Genomic DNA, 15,972 nt, shown 5'->3' on the forward strand with positions numbered 1-15,972 from the left:
CTGTTTGCGCTGGTCAACCTATGGATGGCGCGCGGGATACTGCTGCAACCGAGATAGGGTTGCTGCGTCCGCCGTGGCCTGAAAAGGCTGGCGGCGGCACGAAGAACATGGAATGGGGCTCGCGGGCAGGAGCATCTTGCCTGCCGCTGGCTCAAATACGCGCCGAGAGCATGAGGCGGTGATTGATCAGACCATCCCTAATGGGTAATGGGCATGGGTAATTAATCCTCGTGTTTTCGCAGCCGCGCAGCGGTTGCGTCCGAGTGCGCGCTTGGAGCGCGCTGCTTTACCCGGGGCCCCTATGGCGCGGCGGGCGGGTGGAGGAAAGTCCGCAGGATGGCTCGCATGGATGCGAGCCAGTTTTCCGCCGGTACAGGGACGTGCCGTCGGAAAACCCCGTAACCCGCCCGTGCACCCGGAAGGCAGGATGCCTGGAGGGCGCGCCATCAGGGTGGCCTCTCTTTTGGTTACTTTTCTCTGGCCACGCAGAGAAAAGTGACTCGGGCCGCGACAGCGGCTCGAAACCGCTTTGAATCTGGCGGGAGAAGAGCAAGAGCCCCTCTCCCCCGGCCCCTCTTCCTCGCTCCTCAAAGCAGGGCCATCCATGGCCCTTCCCCGCGTCCACAAGTGGGAGAGGGAAATGCAGGGAGTCGCGAGCACCCGCCCCTCACCCCGACACTCTCCCCGAAGGGGAGAGGGAGAAAGTGCGGCGCCCCGCGCTAGCCCTCACTCGCTGTAGTCAGCGATATAGATCAGCTTTCCATCATGCTGGCGAAACTCGCTGCGCCCATCCAGCGCGATCGACTGCCCCGCGCGCACCCCATTCGGCAGGTCGACCGCAAACGTGCCCTCGAAATGGATGCTGGCGTGGGCGCTGTCGCCATCCTCGCGCCACGCGGTGATGGTCTGCCGGCGCATCGAGAACAGGTGGCGCGACCTCTCGGCCAGGTGGCGCAGCTCGGCGATGCCCAGCGTGCGCACGCTGAGCACGCCGGCGGTGTAGTTCTCGAACACCACCTCGTCCTGCATCGTGGCCAGCATGGCGGCGACGTCCATGCGGTTGTAGGCATCGAGGTAGCGGTCGACCAGGGCGCGCATACGTTCGTTCCGGCTTGAGGCGGGCCGTGCATTTCAGCACGGGGCCGCCGAGCCTGCCAGTCGGGTTCAGTGCTTCACGTTGTCGGTGCTCTCGATGAAGCGCGCCACGTTGTCGTGCAGCAGCTTCAGCGAGGGCTCGTGGGCGTAGACCATGTGGCCGGAGGGGTACCAGTGGTAGGAGATGTTCTGCTGCAGCGAGTCGGGGATCGGCAGGTGGTGCATCTCGTACTCGGCGGCGTAGAACGGCGTGGCGAGGTCGTAGTAGCCGCCGTTGAGCATCACCTTGAGGTCCGGGTCGGTCTTCATCGCCATCGCGAGGTCCGGCATCACGTTGGTGGACTGCTGCAACGCCTCGTGGCTGCCCGGCGCCTTGTGCGACATGTCCCAGTGGTGGATGTCGGCGTATTCGCGGTAGCGCTGGCCGTCGCCGAACTTCAGGTCCTTGCGCACGTAGTCGTTGAACGCGGCGATGTAGGCGGAGCTGATCGCCGAGGACTGCGGGTCGTATTCCGACTCCTTGCTCAGCGGGTCCAGCGACGGGCCGGAGAAGCGGGTGTCGAGGCGGCCGGTGGTGGTGTCGTCGTTCGCCTGCAGTTCGTGCTCGAACATGCCGCCGGAGACGCGCAGGTTGGCCTTGACCCAGTACGCCGCGGGCAGGCCGGTGTACTGCTGCAGCTTCTCGGCGACGGCCTGCTTGCGCGCGGCGTCCAGCGTGCTGCCGGCCATCAGCGCCTGCGCGTATTCGCCGGTGGCGAACGGTTCCACTTCGCCCAGCAGGGTGTCGAGGTCGGCGGGCGGCGACGGCAACCGGTGGTGGTAGTACGCGGTGGCCGCATAGGTGGGCAGCGCCAGTTCGTAGGGCTGGTCCACGCCGGGGTTGGTCTCCGGGCCGTCGATGCTGTTGTCGAAGCTGAGGATCTGCGACAGCAGGATCACGCCGTTCAAGTCCACGCTGTCCTCGTTGGTGAGGATGTTGGCCACCACCGCCGAGCGGGTGGTGCCGTAGCTCTCGCCGAACAGGTACTTGGGCGAATTCCAGCGGCCGTACTTGGACAGGAACTCGGTGATGAACTGCGCGAACGCGTGGCCGTCGCCGTCCACGCCGTAGATCGCCTTCTCGCGATCCTTCATCTGTTCGGCACGCTTGGCCGGGTCCTTGTCGTCGGCGATCAGCCGGCTGAAGCCGGCGCCCGGCGCATCGATGAACACCAGGTCGGAGGCATCGAGCAGGCTGTAGCTGTTGTTGACCAGCTGGTAGGGCGCGGCCGGCGTGTGGGTGTCGTCGGCGGTCACCACGCGCTTCGGCCCGAACGCGCCCATGTGCAGCCACACCGTGGCCGAGCCGGGGCCGCCGTTGTAGATGAAGGTGACCGGCCGCTCGCTCGCCTTCGCGCCCTTCTTGAGGTAGGCCACGTAGAACATGCTCACCGTGGGCTCGTGCTCCTTGTCGCCCGAGCCGTGCAGCACCAGGGTGCCGGCCACCGCCTTGTAGCCGATGCTGTGCCCTTCCACCGACACCGAACCCTCGCTGGTCGACGACTGCGGCTTCACCAGGGCCGCGTCGGGCGCCTTCGCCGGCTGCTCCTTGTCGTGCTGCTTGCCGGTGTCGGCGGCGACGGCGGTGCTGAGCAGCAGGGCGGCGACGGCCGCGGCGAGGGGCAGCTTGCGCATGGGTGAAATCCTCGGGATGACGGAGGCGCGCGGCGCCTCGGGAAGCGGCCAGCATGGAGCCGCATGCCCGCCCGTGCATGCCCCGGAAGTCACAGCCGTCACGGCAATACCTTGCGCTCAGGCCCAGGCCAGCAAGGCGATCGCCAGCAGTGCCAGCAACAGGCCGGCGAGGTTGATGCGGCTCAGCCGTTCGCGGAACAGCAGCACGCCGGTGAGCGCGCCCAGCACCACCACGCCCAGGTTCATGCTGGCGAACACCAGCGCCGGGTGCTGCGGCAGCGCGCGGTGCGCGCGCAGGTAGAACAGGATGTTGCCGAAGTTGAACAGGCCCAGCAGCAGGCCGCCCAACGCATTGCGCAGGCGGAAGCGCGCGCCGCCGCGCGCCGCCCGCCACGCCGCCAGCGCGAACGCCACCACCAGCGCCAGCGCGAACATCGCGACCAGCGACGTGCCCAGCGGCACGTGCGCCGCGGCGACGCGCTTGAACAGCACGTCGATCGCGCCGAAGCCGGCGAACACCACGAGCGGCCACAGCCAGCGCGCCGAACCGTTGGCATCGTGGCCGTGTTCCGATCGCCACACCATGCCGAGCAGCGCGGCGAGGCCCAGCACGCAGCCCAGCGCCTTGATGGCATCCAGCCGTTCGTCGAACAGCAGGAACGCCGCCAGCAGCGACAGCAGCAGCGACAGCCGCTGCGCCGTGTCCGAGCGCACGATGCCCGCATGCCGTACCGAGGCGCCCAGCGCGAGGAAGATCACCGGCAGCAGCACGCCCAGCCCGGCCAGCGCGAACCACGGCGCGCCCGCTTGCCGCAGCGGCGCCAGCGGGGCCGGCAGCAGCAGTGCGGCGAGCGCGCCAGCCACCACGTAGTTCCACGCCACCGCCTGGCCGATGTCCAGCCCGAAGCGCCGCGCCAGCTTCAGCAGCACCGACACCAGCACGCTGCAGATCGCGCTCGCCAGCACGTAGATCATCGGAGGTTCCCGTGGCGGAAGGATCGCGAGCTTAACGCCTGCGTCGTCGATTGCGATCGGCGTCATTCCCGTGGAACCATGACTGCGCGGCACCTTTGTCCGCAATGCTTCGAAGTGAAGCGACTTTCTCGCTCGTCATTCCAGCGAAAGCCGGGTTTTCAACAGACGGATGCCTGGTCATCCAGTGCCTCTGCCGCGTGCCGAAAGTCACTGGATGACCGGCTTCGCTGTTGTGAAGCGCTTCCGGCTTTCGCCGGGATGACGGTGAGTGACTTCGGAGCATTGCTCTTCCACATGCAGGCACAGGCGACTTCCATGGAAATTCGGCTGCTCGACCGCCGCGATGCCCCCGCTTATCAGGCGCTGCGCCTGCAGGCGTTGCGCGACAGCCCGCAGGCGTTCAGCGCCAGCGTCGAGGACGAGGCGGACCGCAGCGTCGACGCGGTGGCGGCACGCCTCGTGCCGGCCGCGGACGGCTCGGTCCGCACGCTCGGCATCTTCGTGGATGGCGAACTGGCCGGCTTCGTGGCCCTGCTCCATCCGCAACGGGCGAAGCTGAGCCACGGCGCCGAGCTGGCGGGCATGTACGTGGCGCCGGCGCATCGCCAGCGCGGCTGTGGTGCCGCGCTGCTGCGCGCGGCGATTGCGCATGCGCGGGCCATAGCCGGCGTGCGCCAGCTCGGGCTCAGCGTCAACGCCACGAACACGGCGGCGAAGGCGCTGTACCGAACGATGGGCTTCGTGGGTTGGGGCGTGCAGCCGCAGGCACTGCAGATAGCCGGCGTGTTCCACGACGAGGAACATATGCAGCTGCGCCTGGCCCCCTGAGCCGGAGACCTCCGCATGCTGGAACTGCGCCCCACCTGCGAGCACTGCGACAAGCCGCTGCCGCCCGCCTCGACGGAAGCGATGATTTGCTCCTACGAGTGCACGTTCTGCCGCGACTGCGTGGCGCTCCTGCACGACGTCTGCCCGAACTGCGGCGGCGGTTTCGTGCCGCGGCCGATCCGCCCCGCGCAGGAGTGGAGAGGCGGCGTGTGCCTCGGCCGCCAGCCGGCCAGCGACAAGCGCGTGTTCAAGCCGGTGGATCTCGCGGCGCACGACGCGTTCGCCGCGCGCCTGCGCGAGTTGCCGCCCGAACGGCGCTGATCGGGCGCGCGGAGCCCGTCCTGATTTCCCGGGCACCGATCCGGCGCCCGCCGCTTGCGCGGAACCAATTGGCGCGTGCCCGGTCTGCGTCCAGGCCTGTGCGCCGTTCGACGCCGCACGACCGGGAAGGAAGCTCGCCGCGTGATCGGACGGAAGGCATCGGCAAAACGCGTGACATCCGTGCGGCGGCGCCTGCGCTGGACGCGCATCGCCACGCTGGCAGCGGTGCTGCTGATCCATCTGGGCTTCCTCGCCTTCCTGCTCGCGCCATCGTCGGGCTGGCGCTGGCCGACGCAGGAATCGCGAACCGCCGTGCCGGATGCGTTGCTCGTCCGCTTGTTGCCGGTGCGGATCGAACCGGTCACGCCGCCGCAACCCGCGTTGCCGCGTCCCGTGCCTTCCGTGTCGCGCGCACATCGACCGCCACCCGTGGCCTTGCCCACCCTGCCGACGGCACAGGCGACGGCACCGCTATCGCCGACCACGCCACGTGCCGCCGACAGCCTGATCGCCACGCCATCACCGGCATTCATCACCGGAGGCGGACGCTTCGCGGGCCCGGACTACGGCCAGCAGAACGTGCGCGTGCCGGGCAGCGGCGCGCCGATCCGCGGCATGCCGACCTTCCGCATGGCCGATCCGCGCATGCAGGGACTGGCCGGCGTGGTGCGCATCATCGGCGGCCTGACCGGCGCCGTCGATCCGCACTGTCTCCAGCTTGAGCGCCAGCAGGCGATGTCGGTGCAGGAACGGATCAGCCAGCACGTCGACACCGACGACGCGGGGATGGCCGCCATCGCCGCGCGCTACGGCTGTCCCGACCCGCTGAAACCGGGCGCCGCGATGTACAACTTCTACCGCCCGCGGCAGGTCGTCGGCGCGCATTGAGCGCAGTCGTCGCCGTGTGGACGGGTGCCTATTTTGCCCGGGTAGTATTGACAACACATTTGACCCGGGCAAAATAGGTGGCCGGCCACACCCGGATTGCCCATGTCCCCGCACGACAGCCCCAGCTGCACCGCCTTCGACGGCCACGCGCTGATCGCCACCGGTGCACTCGCCGAGGTGGCGGCGGCGGTGAAGCGCCTGCTCGACAAGCACCCCGCGCGCACGCCGCTGATCCTCGACGACGCCACCGGCCAGCCGGTGGAAATCGACTTCCGCGGCAGCGCGGACGAGGTGTTCGCGCGCCTGCGGCCGACCGCGGGCGACGATGCGCCGCGCGGCGCCGGCCGCCCTCGCCTCGGCGTGGTGGCGCGCGAGGTGACCTTGTTGCCGCGCCACTGGTACTGGCTCAACAGCCAGCCCGGCGGCGCCTCGGTCACCTTGCGCAAGCTGGTGGAGGATGCCCGCCGCCACAGCAGCGCGAAGGACCGCGCCCGCCTCGCCGGCGAAGCCGCCGATCGCTTCATGCGCGTGGTCGCGGGCGACCTCGCCGGTTACGAGGAAGCCTCGCGCGCGCTGTGGCGCGGCGACCGCGACGCTTTCAACCGCCATACCCGCGGTTGGCCGAAGGACGTGCGCGAGCACGCTCGCCGCCTTGCCGCGATCGCCCGCGATGCGCAGGCCGAGGCGGGCTGAACCTCCCGCGCAACGCATCGACCCAACGGAATCCCCCATGTCCTCCGCGACTCCCCAAGCTTCGCCGCTCGCCCACCGCGACTTCCGCCTGCTGTTCGCCGGCAGCGCGATTTCCGCGCTGGGCGACCAGTTCACGCTGGTCGCGTTGCCGTGGCTGGTGCTCAAGCTCACCGGCAGCCCGGCCGCGCTGGGCCTGGTGCTGGCGGCGATGGCGCTGCCGCGTGCGGCCTTCATGCTGATCGGCGGCGCGGTGGTGGACCGGCTGTCGCCGCGCCGCGTGCTGCTGTGGGCGCGCGCGATCAATGCCGTGCTGATCGGCGTGCTGACGCTGCTGGTTTTCGCCGGCGCGATCCGCATGCCCGTGGTCTACGCGCTGGCGCTGGGCATCGGCTTGTCCACCGCGTTCGCCTACCCGGCCGGTTCCGCGCTGCTGCCCAGCCTGCTGCCGCCGCAGCAGCTGCAAGCGGCGAATGCGCTGATGATGGGCGCGCGCCAGTTGAGCCTGTTCGTGGGGCCGGGCCTGGCCGGCCTGGTGATCGGCGCCGGCGCCGCGCCTGCCACGGCACACGGCGTGGTGGACGCCAGCGGGCTCGGCGCGGCGTTCGCCGTCGACACCGCGAGCTTCCTCGTGTCGCTGGCGTCGCTGCTGCTGATCCGCCGGCGCGACGACGTGCACGCACGCGTCACCGAAGGCCACGTGCTCGCGAACGTGCTGGGCGGCTTGCGCGCGATCTGGGCCGACCTGCCGCTGCGCGCCTTCATGCTTTACGTGGCGGTGGTGTCGGTGTTCGTGGGCGGGCCGTTGCAGGTGGGCCTGCCGGTGCTGGCCGACACGCGGCTGGACCATGGCGCCGCCTCCCTCGGCATCCTGATGACCGCGAACGGCGGCGGCATGCTGGTCGGCGGTTTCCTGTCCGGCTGGGTCAGCCGGCGCGCGCGTGGACAACTCGGCCTGATGATCCTGTGCATCGACAGCCTCGCCGGCCTGGCGCTGGCCGCGCTGGCCTTCGATCACTCCACCGTGACCGGCGCGGCATTGCTCGCCACCACGGGCCTGCTCGCCGGCATCGCGCAGATCGCCGTGGTCAGCTGGATCCAGCGCCGCGTGCCGCCGGCGATGATGGGTCGCACGATGAGCGTGCTGATGTTCGCCTTCATGGGCCTGGGGCCGTTGTCGGCGGCGCTCGCCGGCAGCCTGCTGAAGCTGGTGTCGCTGCCCGCGATGTTCGCGGCCGCGGGACTCGCGCTCACGGCGATCGCGTTGACCTGCATGAGCAGCCCGGCGTTGCGCGCCATCGGCACGCCGCTGCGCATGCCGGCCGCGGAGTGACCGGCATCGTCCTGTAGGGTAGCGGCACATGCTTGAGGAGACGGGTTGTCCGATGAACACCATGCACACCGTTCGCTTCCGCCAGGTCGACGTGTTCAGCGCGGTGCCGTTCAAGGGCAACCCGCTGGCCGTGGTGTTCGAAGCCGACGGCCTCGACACCGCGCAGATGCAGGCGATCGCGCGCTGGACCAACCTGTCGGAGACCATCTTCCTGCTGCAACCGGATGATCCGGATGCGGACTACCGCGTGCGCATCTTCACCACCGGCGGCGAGCTGCCGTTCGCCGGACATCCCACCCTGGGCACGGCGCACGCGCTGCGCGAAAGCGGCTATCGGCCGCGCCGTCCGGGTCGGCTGGTGCAGCAGTGCGGCGTGGGCCTGGTGGAGCTGAGCGAACGCGACGACGGTTGCTGGGCCTTCGCCGCGCCGCCCGCGCGCATCACGCCGATGCCGGTGGCACGGCATGTCGAACTGGCGCGTGCGTTGCACAGCGATGCGATCGATTTCGCCGCGCCACCCTGCACCGTCGACAATGGTGCCCCGTGGCTGGTGGTGCGCATGCAATCGGCCGCCGACTGCCTGGCCCTGCAACCGGACATCGCGGCGCTCGCGCCGGTGACGCGGGCCGCCGGCACCGACGGGCTGGCCATCTACGGGCCGCACGCCGCCGGCGGCCCGACCGACTTCGAGCTGCGCTGCCTGATGACCGGAGGCAGCTTCGGCGTGGGCGAGGATCCGGTCACCGGCAGCGCCAATGCCGCCCTGGCCTGCCTGCTGGAAGCGCAGGGCGGGCGTCCCGCGGCAAGTTACACGGTGCGCCAGGGCACGGCGTTGCAGCGCGATGGCCGCGTGGCGATCGAACACGACGGAGACGGCCGCATCTGGATCGGAGGCACCTGCGTCACCGTGATCGAAGGCAGTTTCCGCTACTGAAGCGGGACTGCGTTCAGCGCAGTGCCGCCGCCTCGCGCGCCAGCTGTTCGATGCCGGCCCAGTCCCCGGCCACGAGCTTGTCCTTGGGGGTGAGCCAGGAGCCGCCCACGCAGGCCACGTTGGGCAGGGCGAGGAAGTCCGGCGCGCTGGCGAGGCTGATGCCGCCGGTGGGGCAGAAGCGGATCTGCGGCAGCGGGCTGGCCCAGGCGGCCAGCAGTTTCGCGCCGCCCACCGGCACCGCCGGGAACAGCTTCAAGTGCTTGTAGCCGCGTTCGAGCAGGCTCATCGCCTCGCCCGCGGTGGCCACGCCGGGCAGCAGCGGCAGCGCGCTGGCGTCGGCGGCGTCGAGCAGCTTCGGCGAGACGCCGGGCGACACCGCGAAGCGCGCGCCAGCCTGGTGCGCGGCTTCGAGCTGCACGGCGTCGAGCACGGTGCCCACGCCGACCACGGCGCCTTCGACTTCGGCGGCGATGGCGCGGATCGCGTCCAGCGCCACCGGCGTGCGCAGCGTCACCTCGATGCTGCGGATGCCGCCGGCGACCAGCGCGCGCGCCATCGGCACCGCGTGGGCCAGCTCGTCGATGATCACCACGGGTACCACCGGGGCGAGCGCGAGGATCTCGGCGAGGACGGTCTGCTTGTGGTCTTGGGGGGTCATGGGAGGCTCGTGGGAGAGGGTTGATGCCGTAGGAGCGGCTTCAGCCGCGATTCCGTAGCCGGTCGCGGCTGAAGCCGCTCCTACGGTGTTGTTCAAGCGTCGGCGGCGTGGTGGCGGTCGTGCTTGCCGAAGATGGTGGCGCCGGTGTCGGCCGAGCCCACCGCGTTGCGCAGGGAGGCGAACAGTTCGCGGCCCATGCCCACGTGGCTGGCGGAAAGATCCGCATGCACCTGCTCGCGTGCCGCCCATTCGGCCGGGTCCACCTTCGCCTCCAGCGTGCCGGCGATGGCGTCGAGCTTGATGAGGTCGCCGTCGCGCAGCTTGCCCAGCGGGCCGGCGTCGACCGCCTCGGGGGTGACGTGGATCGCCGCCGGGATTTTGCCGGAGGCGCCGGACATGCGCCCGTCGGTGACCAGCGCCACGCGGTGCCCGCGTGCCTGCAGCACGCCCAGCGTGGGGGTGAGCTTGTGCAACTCGGGCATGCCGATCGCCTTCGGGCCCTGGAAGCGCACCACGGCCACGAAGTCGCGGTTGAGCTCGCCGCGATCGAAGGCGGCCTGCACCGCGTTCTGGTCGTGGAAGATCACCGCGGGCGCCTCGATCACCAGGCGGTCGCCGGGCACCGAGGACACCTTGATCACCGCGCGGCCGAGGTTGCCCTTGAGCACGCGCAGGCCGCCGTCGGCACGGAACGGTGCCGTGGCCGGGCGCAGCACGTCGAGGTTGCCGCTCGCCGTGACCGCCTGCCACGCCAGCTCGCCGGACTCGTCCAGCAACGGCAGGCTGCGGTAGGCGTCGAGGCCCTTGCCCCATACCGTGTGCGCGTCGCCGTGCAGCAGGCCGGCGTCGATCAGCGAGCCGATCAGGAACGGCATGCCGCCGGCCTGGTGGAAGTGGTTCACGTCGGCCGAGCCATTCGGATACACGCGCGCCATCAGCGGCACCACGCCGGACAGCGCGTCGAAATCCTCCAGCGTCAGCACGATGCCGGCCGCATGCGCGATCGCCACCAGGTGCAGCAGGTGGTTGGTGGAACCGCCGGTGGCGTGCAGGCCGACCACTCCGTTGACCACGCTGCGCTCGTCGAACATGCGGCCCAGCGGGGTGTAATCGTCGCCCAGCGCCGTGAGCTCCGCGGCGCGGCGCACCGCGGCCGCGGTGAGCGCGTCGCGCAGCGGCGTGTTCGGGTTGACGAAGCTGGAACCCGGCAGGTGCAGGCCCATGATCTCCATCAGCATCTGGTTGGAGTTCGCGGTGCCGTAGAACGTGCAGGTGCCGGGCGAGTGGTACGACGCCGCCTCGGCCTCCAGCAATTCGTCGCGGCTGGCCTTGCCTTCGGCATAGCGCTGGCGCACCGCGGTCTTGGCGTCGTTGGAGATGCCGCTGGGCATCGGCCCGGCTGGCACGAACACGGTCGGGAGGTGGCCGAAGCTCAGCGCGCCGATCATCAGGCCCGGCACGATCTTGTCGCAGATGCCCAGCATCAGCGCGCCGTCGAACATGTCGTGCGACAGCGCCACCGCGGTGGCCATCGCGATCACCTCCCGCGAGAACAGGCTCAGCTCCATGCCGGCGCGGCCCTGGGTGACGCCGTCGCACATCGCCGGCACGCCGCCCGCCACCTGCGCGGTGACGCCGGCCTCGCGCGCCGCGTGGCGGATCAGTTCGGGATAGCGCTCGTACGGCTGGTGCGCCGAAAGCATGTCGTTGTACGCGGTGACGATGCCGAGGTTCGGCGCATGGCCGCTGCGCAGCGCGGCCTTGTCGTCGGTGCCGCAGGCGGCGAAGCCGTGCGCGAGGTTGCCGCAGGACAGCTGGCGGCGGTGCGTGCCGTTGCCGCGTGCGGCATCGATGCGCGCCAGGTAGGCGCTGCGCGAAGCGCGGCTGCGCTCGGCGATGCGGGCGGTGACTTCGGCGAGTATGGGGTGCAGGGTCATGACACGATTCCGGAAATCAACAAACGGAGCGAGCAGCGGGCCACGGATGGCCCGCCCGCGAAGCAGGCGCCGTGGCGCCTGCTTCGGCGGAGCCGGGACCGGACTTTGTCTGGTCCCGGCGAGTCAACCATGGGCAGGAGCCCATGGTTGACATCAGGCACGGCGCTTTTGCTCTGATGCCGTGTCTGCGTCAGGTACGGCGTTCGGCCATGCCTGCAAAAAAACGAAGCCTTGCTCATGCCTTGCGAGTGCCATCCTGCACTCGCTCGGCTCGGCCAGCCCGGCAGCGCCGGTCTGACCTCCGTCGGACAACGGTGAAGCCGTTGCCCGACGTGCGACCCATCCATGGGCCGCGACCGCTCCGGTCAAGGGCACCAGTACACCGCCAGCGGCACGCGCTCCTGCTGCACCACCGCGCGCACCGGATAGTTCTTCGCGTCGGCCAATCCCAGCCGCACGTCGGCCAACAGGTCGCGCTTCTTCTCGCCGCTCACCAGGAGATACAGCGCGAGGGTGTCCAGCAGCACGGGCAGGGTGAGCGTGATGCGCGGTTCGCCGGCGCCGGGCGCCTGCATCGGCAGCACCTTCGCCTTGCCCTGCGGGTCCAGCGCCTCGGCGAGGCGGTCGCCGCCGGGGAAGAACGAGGCGGTGTGGCCGTCCTCGCCCATGCCCAGCACCACCACGTCGAACGGTGCGGGCAGCGCGGCGATGCGCGCCTCGGCCTCGGCCAGCCCGGCCTCGGGCGTGGCGGCGCCGGTATACAGCGGCACGAAGCGGGCGGCTGTTGCGGCGTTCTGCAGCAAGGTGGTTTCCACCAGCTTCGCGTTGGAGCGTGCGTCGCTGTCCGGCACCCAGCGTTCGTCGACCAGGGTGACGGTGACCTTGGCCCAGTCCAGCGCCTGTTTCGACAATTGCGCGAAGAAATCCTTCGGCGTGCTGCCGCCGGAGACCGCGATCACGGCATGGCCGCGCGCCGTGATCGCCTCGCGCAGCTGCGCGGCGACGCGTTCGGCCAGCGCCACGGCCTGGGCACTGCAATTCGTGAAGCTGTGGGTGGTGACGTTCGGCATCGCGTTTGTCCGTTTACTCGCTGTCCTCGTGCCAGGTGCGGCCGTCGCGCTCGATCAGCGCCACCGCTGCGCTGGGGCCCCAGCTGCCGGAAGCGTACGGGCGCGGCGGCTCGCCGCCGGCGGCCCAGGCGGCGAGGATGGGGTCGGCCCAGCGCCATGCCGCTTCCACTTCGTCGCGACGCATGAACAAGGTGGGGTTGCCGCGCACCACGTCGAGCAGCAGGCGCTCGTAGGCGTCGGGCTGCGAGACGCCGAACGCCTCGGCGAAGCTCATGTCCAGCGGCACGTGGCGCAGGCGCAGGCCGCCGGGGCCGGGATCCTTGATGGTGAGCCAGAGCTTCACGCCCTCGTCCGGCTGCAGGCGCAGCACCAGGCGGTTCTGCGCCAGCGGGCCGGCACTGGTACCGAAGATCGAGTGCGGCACCGGCTTGAACGCCACCACGATCTCGGACACGCGCTCGGGCAGGCGCTTGCCGGTGCGCAGGTAGAACGGCACGCCGGCCCAACGCCAGTTCTCGATCTCGGCCTTCAGCGCCACGAACGTCTCGGTATCGGACTTCGCGCCGTTCAGTTCGTCCGGATAGCCCGGCACCGACTGGCCCTCGGCCACCCCGGCGCGGTATTGGCCGCGCACGGTGAGCTGGCTGGCGTTGCTTTCATCGATGCGCTTGAGCGAGCGCAGCACCTTGAGTTTCTCGTCGCGCACGGCGTCGGGCGACAGCGATGCGGGCGGTTCCATCGCCACCATGCACAGCAGCTGCAGCAGGTGGTTCTGCACCATGTCGCGCAACGCGCCGGCGCGGTCGTAGTAGCCGGCGCGGCGGCCCAGGCCCAGCGTCTCGGCCACGGTGATCTGCACGTGGTCGATGTGGCTGGCGTTCCACAGCGGCTCGAACAGCGCGTTGCCGAAGCGCAGTGCCAAGAGGTTCTGCACCGTTTCCTTGCCGAGGTAGTGGTCGATGCGATAGGTCTGCGACTCGGCGAATACCTGGCCCACCGCGTCGTTGATCCGGTTCGCGCTGGCGAGGTCGCGGCCGATCGGCTTTTCCAGCACCACGCGCGAGTGTTCGCCGTTCAGGCCGCACTGGCCGAGCCGGCGGCAGATGTCCTCGAACAGCTCGGGCGAGGTGGAGAGGTAGAACACGCGGATGTGTTCGGGCTGCTCGCCGATCAGCGCGGCGAACGCGTCCCAGCCCTCGTCCTTGCGCGCGTCCAGCGGGCGGTAGCCGACCAGCTGCAGGAAGGCGTCGAGCTTCGCAGGGTCGGCGCCGTTGCCGGCCAGCGTGTCGCGCAGCTGGGCGCGGTAGCCGGCGTCGTCCAGCGGCTCGCGGGCCACGCCGATGATGCGGCTGCCGGCCGGGATCTGGCCGTCGGCGTGGCGGTGGAACAGTGCAGGCAGCAGCTTGCGCAGGGCGAGGTCGCCGGTGCCGCCGAAGATCACCAGGTCGAAGGCGTCGACCTTCTGGAAAGTAGCCGTCACGCAATCACCTCGATACAGGGGTAAAGACGGGCAAGCGGGAGGGGAGCGGCCCGTTCCGTGACGATAGTACCAGTGGAATACCAGAGCAAGCACCCCCTTGCATACGAATTCATGATTGTCGTGCAGGTCGCTTCGGAGGCGGGTTTTCGCCAAAAGAGGTGAAAATGGATGGCCAGACGACTTGCGGCCAATGGTTTGCTATTGGTATCTTCTCGGGATGGAAACCGCCCTGGCCCGCGAATACCGCCGCATCTGCCGTGACCCGGCCAGCCATCAGCCGCTGGCCTACCTGCGGCTGCGCCGCGCGATCCGCAACGTGGTCGAGCACCGCGACATCGAGCCCGGCCAAGCGTTGCCCAGCGAGCGCGACCTGTCGCAGGCGCTGAAGCTGTCGCGCGTCACCGTGCGCAAGGCGATCGCCGGCCTGGTCGAGGAAGGCCTGCTCACCCAGCGCCATGGCGCCGGCACCTTCATCGCCGAGCGCATCGTCAAGCCGATGTCGCGGCTGTCCAGCTTCACCGAAGACCTGCGCGACCGTGGCCTGCATCCGCGCTCGGAGTTCTTCGAGCGCAGCGTGGGCGAGGTGACGCCGGAGGAGGCGATGGCGATGAACCTGTCGCCCGGCTCGCTGGTGGCGCGCCTGCACCGCGTGCGCTACGGCCAGGACGAACCGCTGGCGATCGAGCGCAGCGTGGTGCCGGCCAGCGTGCTGCCCGACCCGATGGTGGTGCGCGACTCGCTGTACGAGGTGCTGGAGACGCTGGGCTGCCGCCCGAAGCGCGCGCTGCAGCGGCTGCGCGCGGTGTCGCTGGGCGTGCAGCACGCGCGCCTGCTGCACGTCGCCGCCGGCAGCGCCGGGCTCAACATCGAGCGGCGCAGCTTCCTCGACGACGGCCGCGTGGTCGAGTTCACCTGCTCCTGGTACCGCGGCGACATCTACGACTTCGTCGCCGAGCTGCACGCCGACTGATTCCCCGTCGCGCGCGGCGCGACGCTTCCCCGACACGAGAAAGCCATGCAAGCCAGCGACACCCTGATGTTCCGCGAAGACCACGAATCCGCCGACGTGGTGGCGCGCCAGTTCGCCGCCAACGAGCGCGTGGTGGCGGAACTCGCCGCTGTGCTGCGCGCGCAGCCGCCGCGCTTCATCGTCACCTGCGCGCGCGGCAGTTCCGACCACGCCGCCGCCTACGCGAAGTACGTGTTCGAGACCCAGCTCGGCATCGTCACCGCCTCGGCCTCGCCCTCGGTCACCTCGGTATACGCGGCGCCGCAGCAGTGGGACGGCGCGCTGTTCATCGCGATCTCGCAGTCGGGCAAGAGCCCCGACCTGGTGCGCAACGCGCAGGCCGCCAAGATCGCCGGCGCGCGCGTGGTGGCGATGGTCAACGTGGAGGATTCGCCGCTGGCCGCGATCGCCGACACGGTGATCCCGCTGCACGCCGGCCCCGAGCGCAGCGTGGCCGCCACCAAGAGCTACCTCGCCGCACTGGCCGCGATCCTGCACCTGTGCGCGCGCTGGCACGGCGACGCGAAACTCGCGGCCGCGCTGGAAGCGCTGCCCGGTGCGCTGCGTGCGGGCTGGGACGCCGACTGGTCGGCGCTGGTCGACGGCCTCGCCGACGCGCACAACCTGTTCGTGGTGGGCCGCGGCTTCGGTTTCGCCGCCGCGCTGGAGGCGGCGCTGAAATTCAAGGAAACCTGCGGCCTGCACGCGGAGGCGTTCAGCGCCGCCGAGGTGAAGCACGGCCCGATGGCCCTGGTCGGTCCCGACTTCCCGGTGCTGTGCTTCGCCCAGGACGACGACACGCTGGAAAGCACGCTGGCGGTGGCGCGCGAATTCCGCGGCCGCGGCGCGAACGTGCTGGTGGCCGCGCCGGGCCAGACCGGTGACGGCTTCCTGCCGCTCGCCGCCGGCCTGCCCGCGCTGTGCACGCCGCTGCTGACCATCCAGAGCTTCTACCGCGCGACCAGCGCGCTGGCCCTGCGTCGTGGCTACAACCCCGACGTGCCGCCGCACCTCAACAAGGTCACCGAGACGGTGTGAGCGGCAGCGAGCTGCCGCTCACACCGTCTCGCGGCCCACGGA

The 15,972-nt window shown here is 70.2% G+C and carries 15 protein-coding genes; 8 read left to right on the plus strand and 7 right to left on the minus strand.

The window, feature by feature from the left end; all coding sequences use genetic code 11:
- Nucleotides 1–726: 726 nt before the first annotated feature.
- The 3 genes from B0E52_RS11660 to B0E52_RS11670 all read right to left on the minus strand — a co-directional run bounded on the left by B0E52_RS11660 (nt 727) and on the right by B0E52_RS11670 (nt 3,744).
- Nucleotides 727–1,098, minus strand: coding sequence for a nuclear transport factor 2 family protein (locus B0E52_RS11660; protein WP_077484011.1), 372 nt, complete (start codon nt 1,096–1,098; stop codon nt 727–729).
- 66 nt (nt 1,099–1,164) lie between these two features.
- A complete protein-coding gene (locus tag B0E52_RS11665) occupies nt 1,165–2,769 on the minus strand; it encodes a peptidase S10 (RefSeq protein ID WP_077484012.1) in 1,605 nt (534 codons plus the stop codon).
- 117 nt (nt 2,770–2,886) lie between these two features.
- A complete protein-coding gene (locus B0E52_RS11670) occupies nt 2,887–3,744 on the minus strand; it encodes an EamA family transporter (protein WP_077484013.1) in 858 nt (285 codons plus the stop codon).
- A 315-nt stretch (nt 3,745–4,059) separates the two neighbouring features.
- Between B0E52_RS11670 and B0E52_RS11675 the strand changes: the two genes are divergently transcribed.
- The 6 genes from B0E52_RS11675 (at nt 4,060) to B0E52_RS11700 (ending at nt 8,738) form a co-directional block, all read left to right on the plus strand.
- Nucleotides 4,060–4,572, plus strand: a complete 513-nt coding sequence (locus B0E52_RS11675; RefSeq protein WP_077484118.1) for a GNAT family N-acetyltransferase — start codon at nt 4,060–4,062, stop codon at nt 4,570–4,572.
- Between the two features lie 15 nt (nt 4,573–4,587).
- Nucleotides 4,588–4,893, plus strand: coding sequence for a DUF1272 domain-containing protein (locus tag B0E52_RS11680; RefSeq protein ID WP_077484014.1), 306 nt, complete (start codon nt 4,588–4,590; stop codon nt 4,891–4,893).
- 171 nt (nt 4,894–5,064) lie between these two features.
- Nucleotides 5,065–5,781 carry a hypothetical protein gene (locus B0E52_RS11685; protein ID WP_139351662.1) on the plus strand — a complete coding sequence of 239 codons (717 nt, stop codon included), beginning with the start codon at nt 5,065–5,067 and terminating at the stop codon, nt 5,779–5,781.
- A 102-nt stretch (nt 5,782–5,883) separates the two neighbouring features.
- On the plus strand, nt 5,884–6,474 hold the full coding sequence (locus B0E52_RS11690) for a DUF2239 family protein (protein WP_077484016.1): 591 nt from the start codon (nt 5,884–5,886) through the stop codon (nt 6,472–6,474).
- A gap of 37 nt (nt 6,475–6,511) precedes the next feature.
- Nucleotides 6,512–7,804: an MFS transporter gene (locus B0E52_RS11695; protein ID WP_077484017.1), complete on the plus strand. Its 1,293-nt coding sequence runs from the start codon at nt 6,512–6,514 to the stop codon at nt 7,802–7,804.
- Between the two features lie 61 nt (nt 7,805–7,865).
- A complete protein-coding gene (locus tag B0E52_RS11700; RefSeq protein ID WP_254426780.1) occupies nt 7,866–8,738 on the plus strand; it encodes a PhzF family phenazine biosynthesis protein in 873 nt (290 codons plus the stop codon).
- 13 nt (nt 8,739–8,751) lie between these two features.
- Here B0E52_RS11700 and eda read toward each other — a convergent pair whose 3' ends face one another.
- The 4 genes from eda to zwf all read right to left on the minus strand — a co-directional run bounded on the left by eda (nt 8,752) and on the right by zwf (nt 13,883).
- Nucleotides 8,752–9,396, minus strand: coding sequence for a bifunctional 4-hydroxy-2-oxoglutarate aldolase/2-dehydro-3-deoxy-phosphogluconate aldolase (gene eda / locus B0E52_RS11705; protein ID WP_077484019.1), 645 nt, complete (start codon nt 9,394–9,396; stop codon nt 8,752–8,754).
- Nucleotides 9,397–9,488: 92 nt separating this feature from the next.
- The gene (gene edd, locus B0E52_RS11710) at nt 9,489–11,327 is read right to left on the minus strand and encodes a phosphogluconate dehydratase (protein ID WP_343124505.1); all 1,839 of its coding nucleotides are present in this window, start codon (nt 11,325–11,327) and stop codon (nt 9,489–9,491) included.
- Between the two features lie 371 nt (nt 11,328–11,698).
- Nucleotides 11,699–12,403 (minus strand): 6-phosphogluconolactonase, encoded by a 705-nt coding sequence (gene pgl, locus B0E52_RS11715; RefSeq protein ID WP_077484021.1) that lies wholly within the window; start codon nt 12,401–12,403, stop codon nt 11,699–11,701.
- A 13-nt stretch (nt 12,404–12,416) separates the two neighbouring features.
- The gene (gene zwf, locus B0E52_RS11720) at nt 12,417–13,883 is read right to left on the minus strand and encodes a glucose-6-phosphate dehydrogenase (protein ID WP_077484022.1); all 1,467 of its coding nucleotides are present in this window, start codon (nt 13,881–13,883) and stop codon (nt 12,417–12,419) included.
- 217 nt (nt 13,884–14,100) lie between these two features.
- Between zwf and B0E52_RS11725 the strand changes: the two genes are divergently transcribed.
- Both B0E52_RS11725 and B0E52_RS11730 read left to right on the plus strand, forming a co-directional pair.
- A complete protein-coding gene (locus tag B0E52_RS11725; protein ID WP_077484023.1) occupies nt 14,101–14,853 on the plus strand; it encodes a GntR family transcriptional regulator in 753 nt (250 codons plus the stop codon).
- A gap of 45 nt (nt 14,854–14,898) precedes the next feature.
- Nucleotides 14,899–15,930, plus strand: coding sequence for an SIS domain-containing protein (locus B0E52_RS11730; RefSeq protein ID WP_077484024.1), 1,032 nt, complete (start codon nt 14,899–14,901; stop codon nt 15,928–15,930).
- Nucleotides 15,931–15,972: the final 42 nt, after the last annotated feature.

Origin of the sequence: Rhodanobacter sp. C06 (assembly GCF_002001105.1) — a bacterium.
Classification (GTDB): Bacteria; Pseudomonadota; Gammaproteobacteria; order Xanthomonadales; family Rhodanobacteraceae; genus Rhodanobacter_A.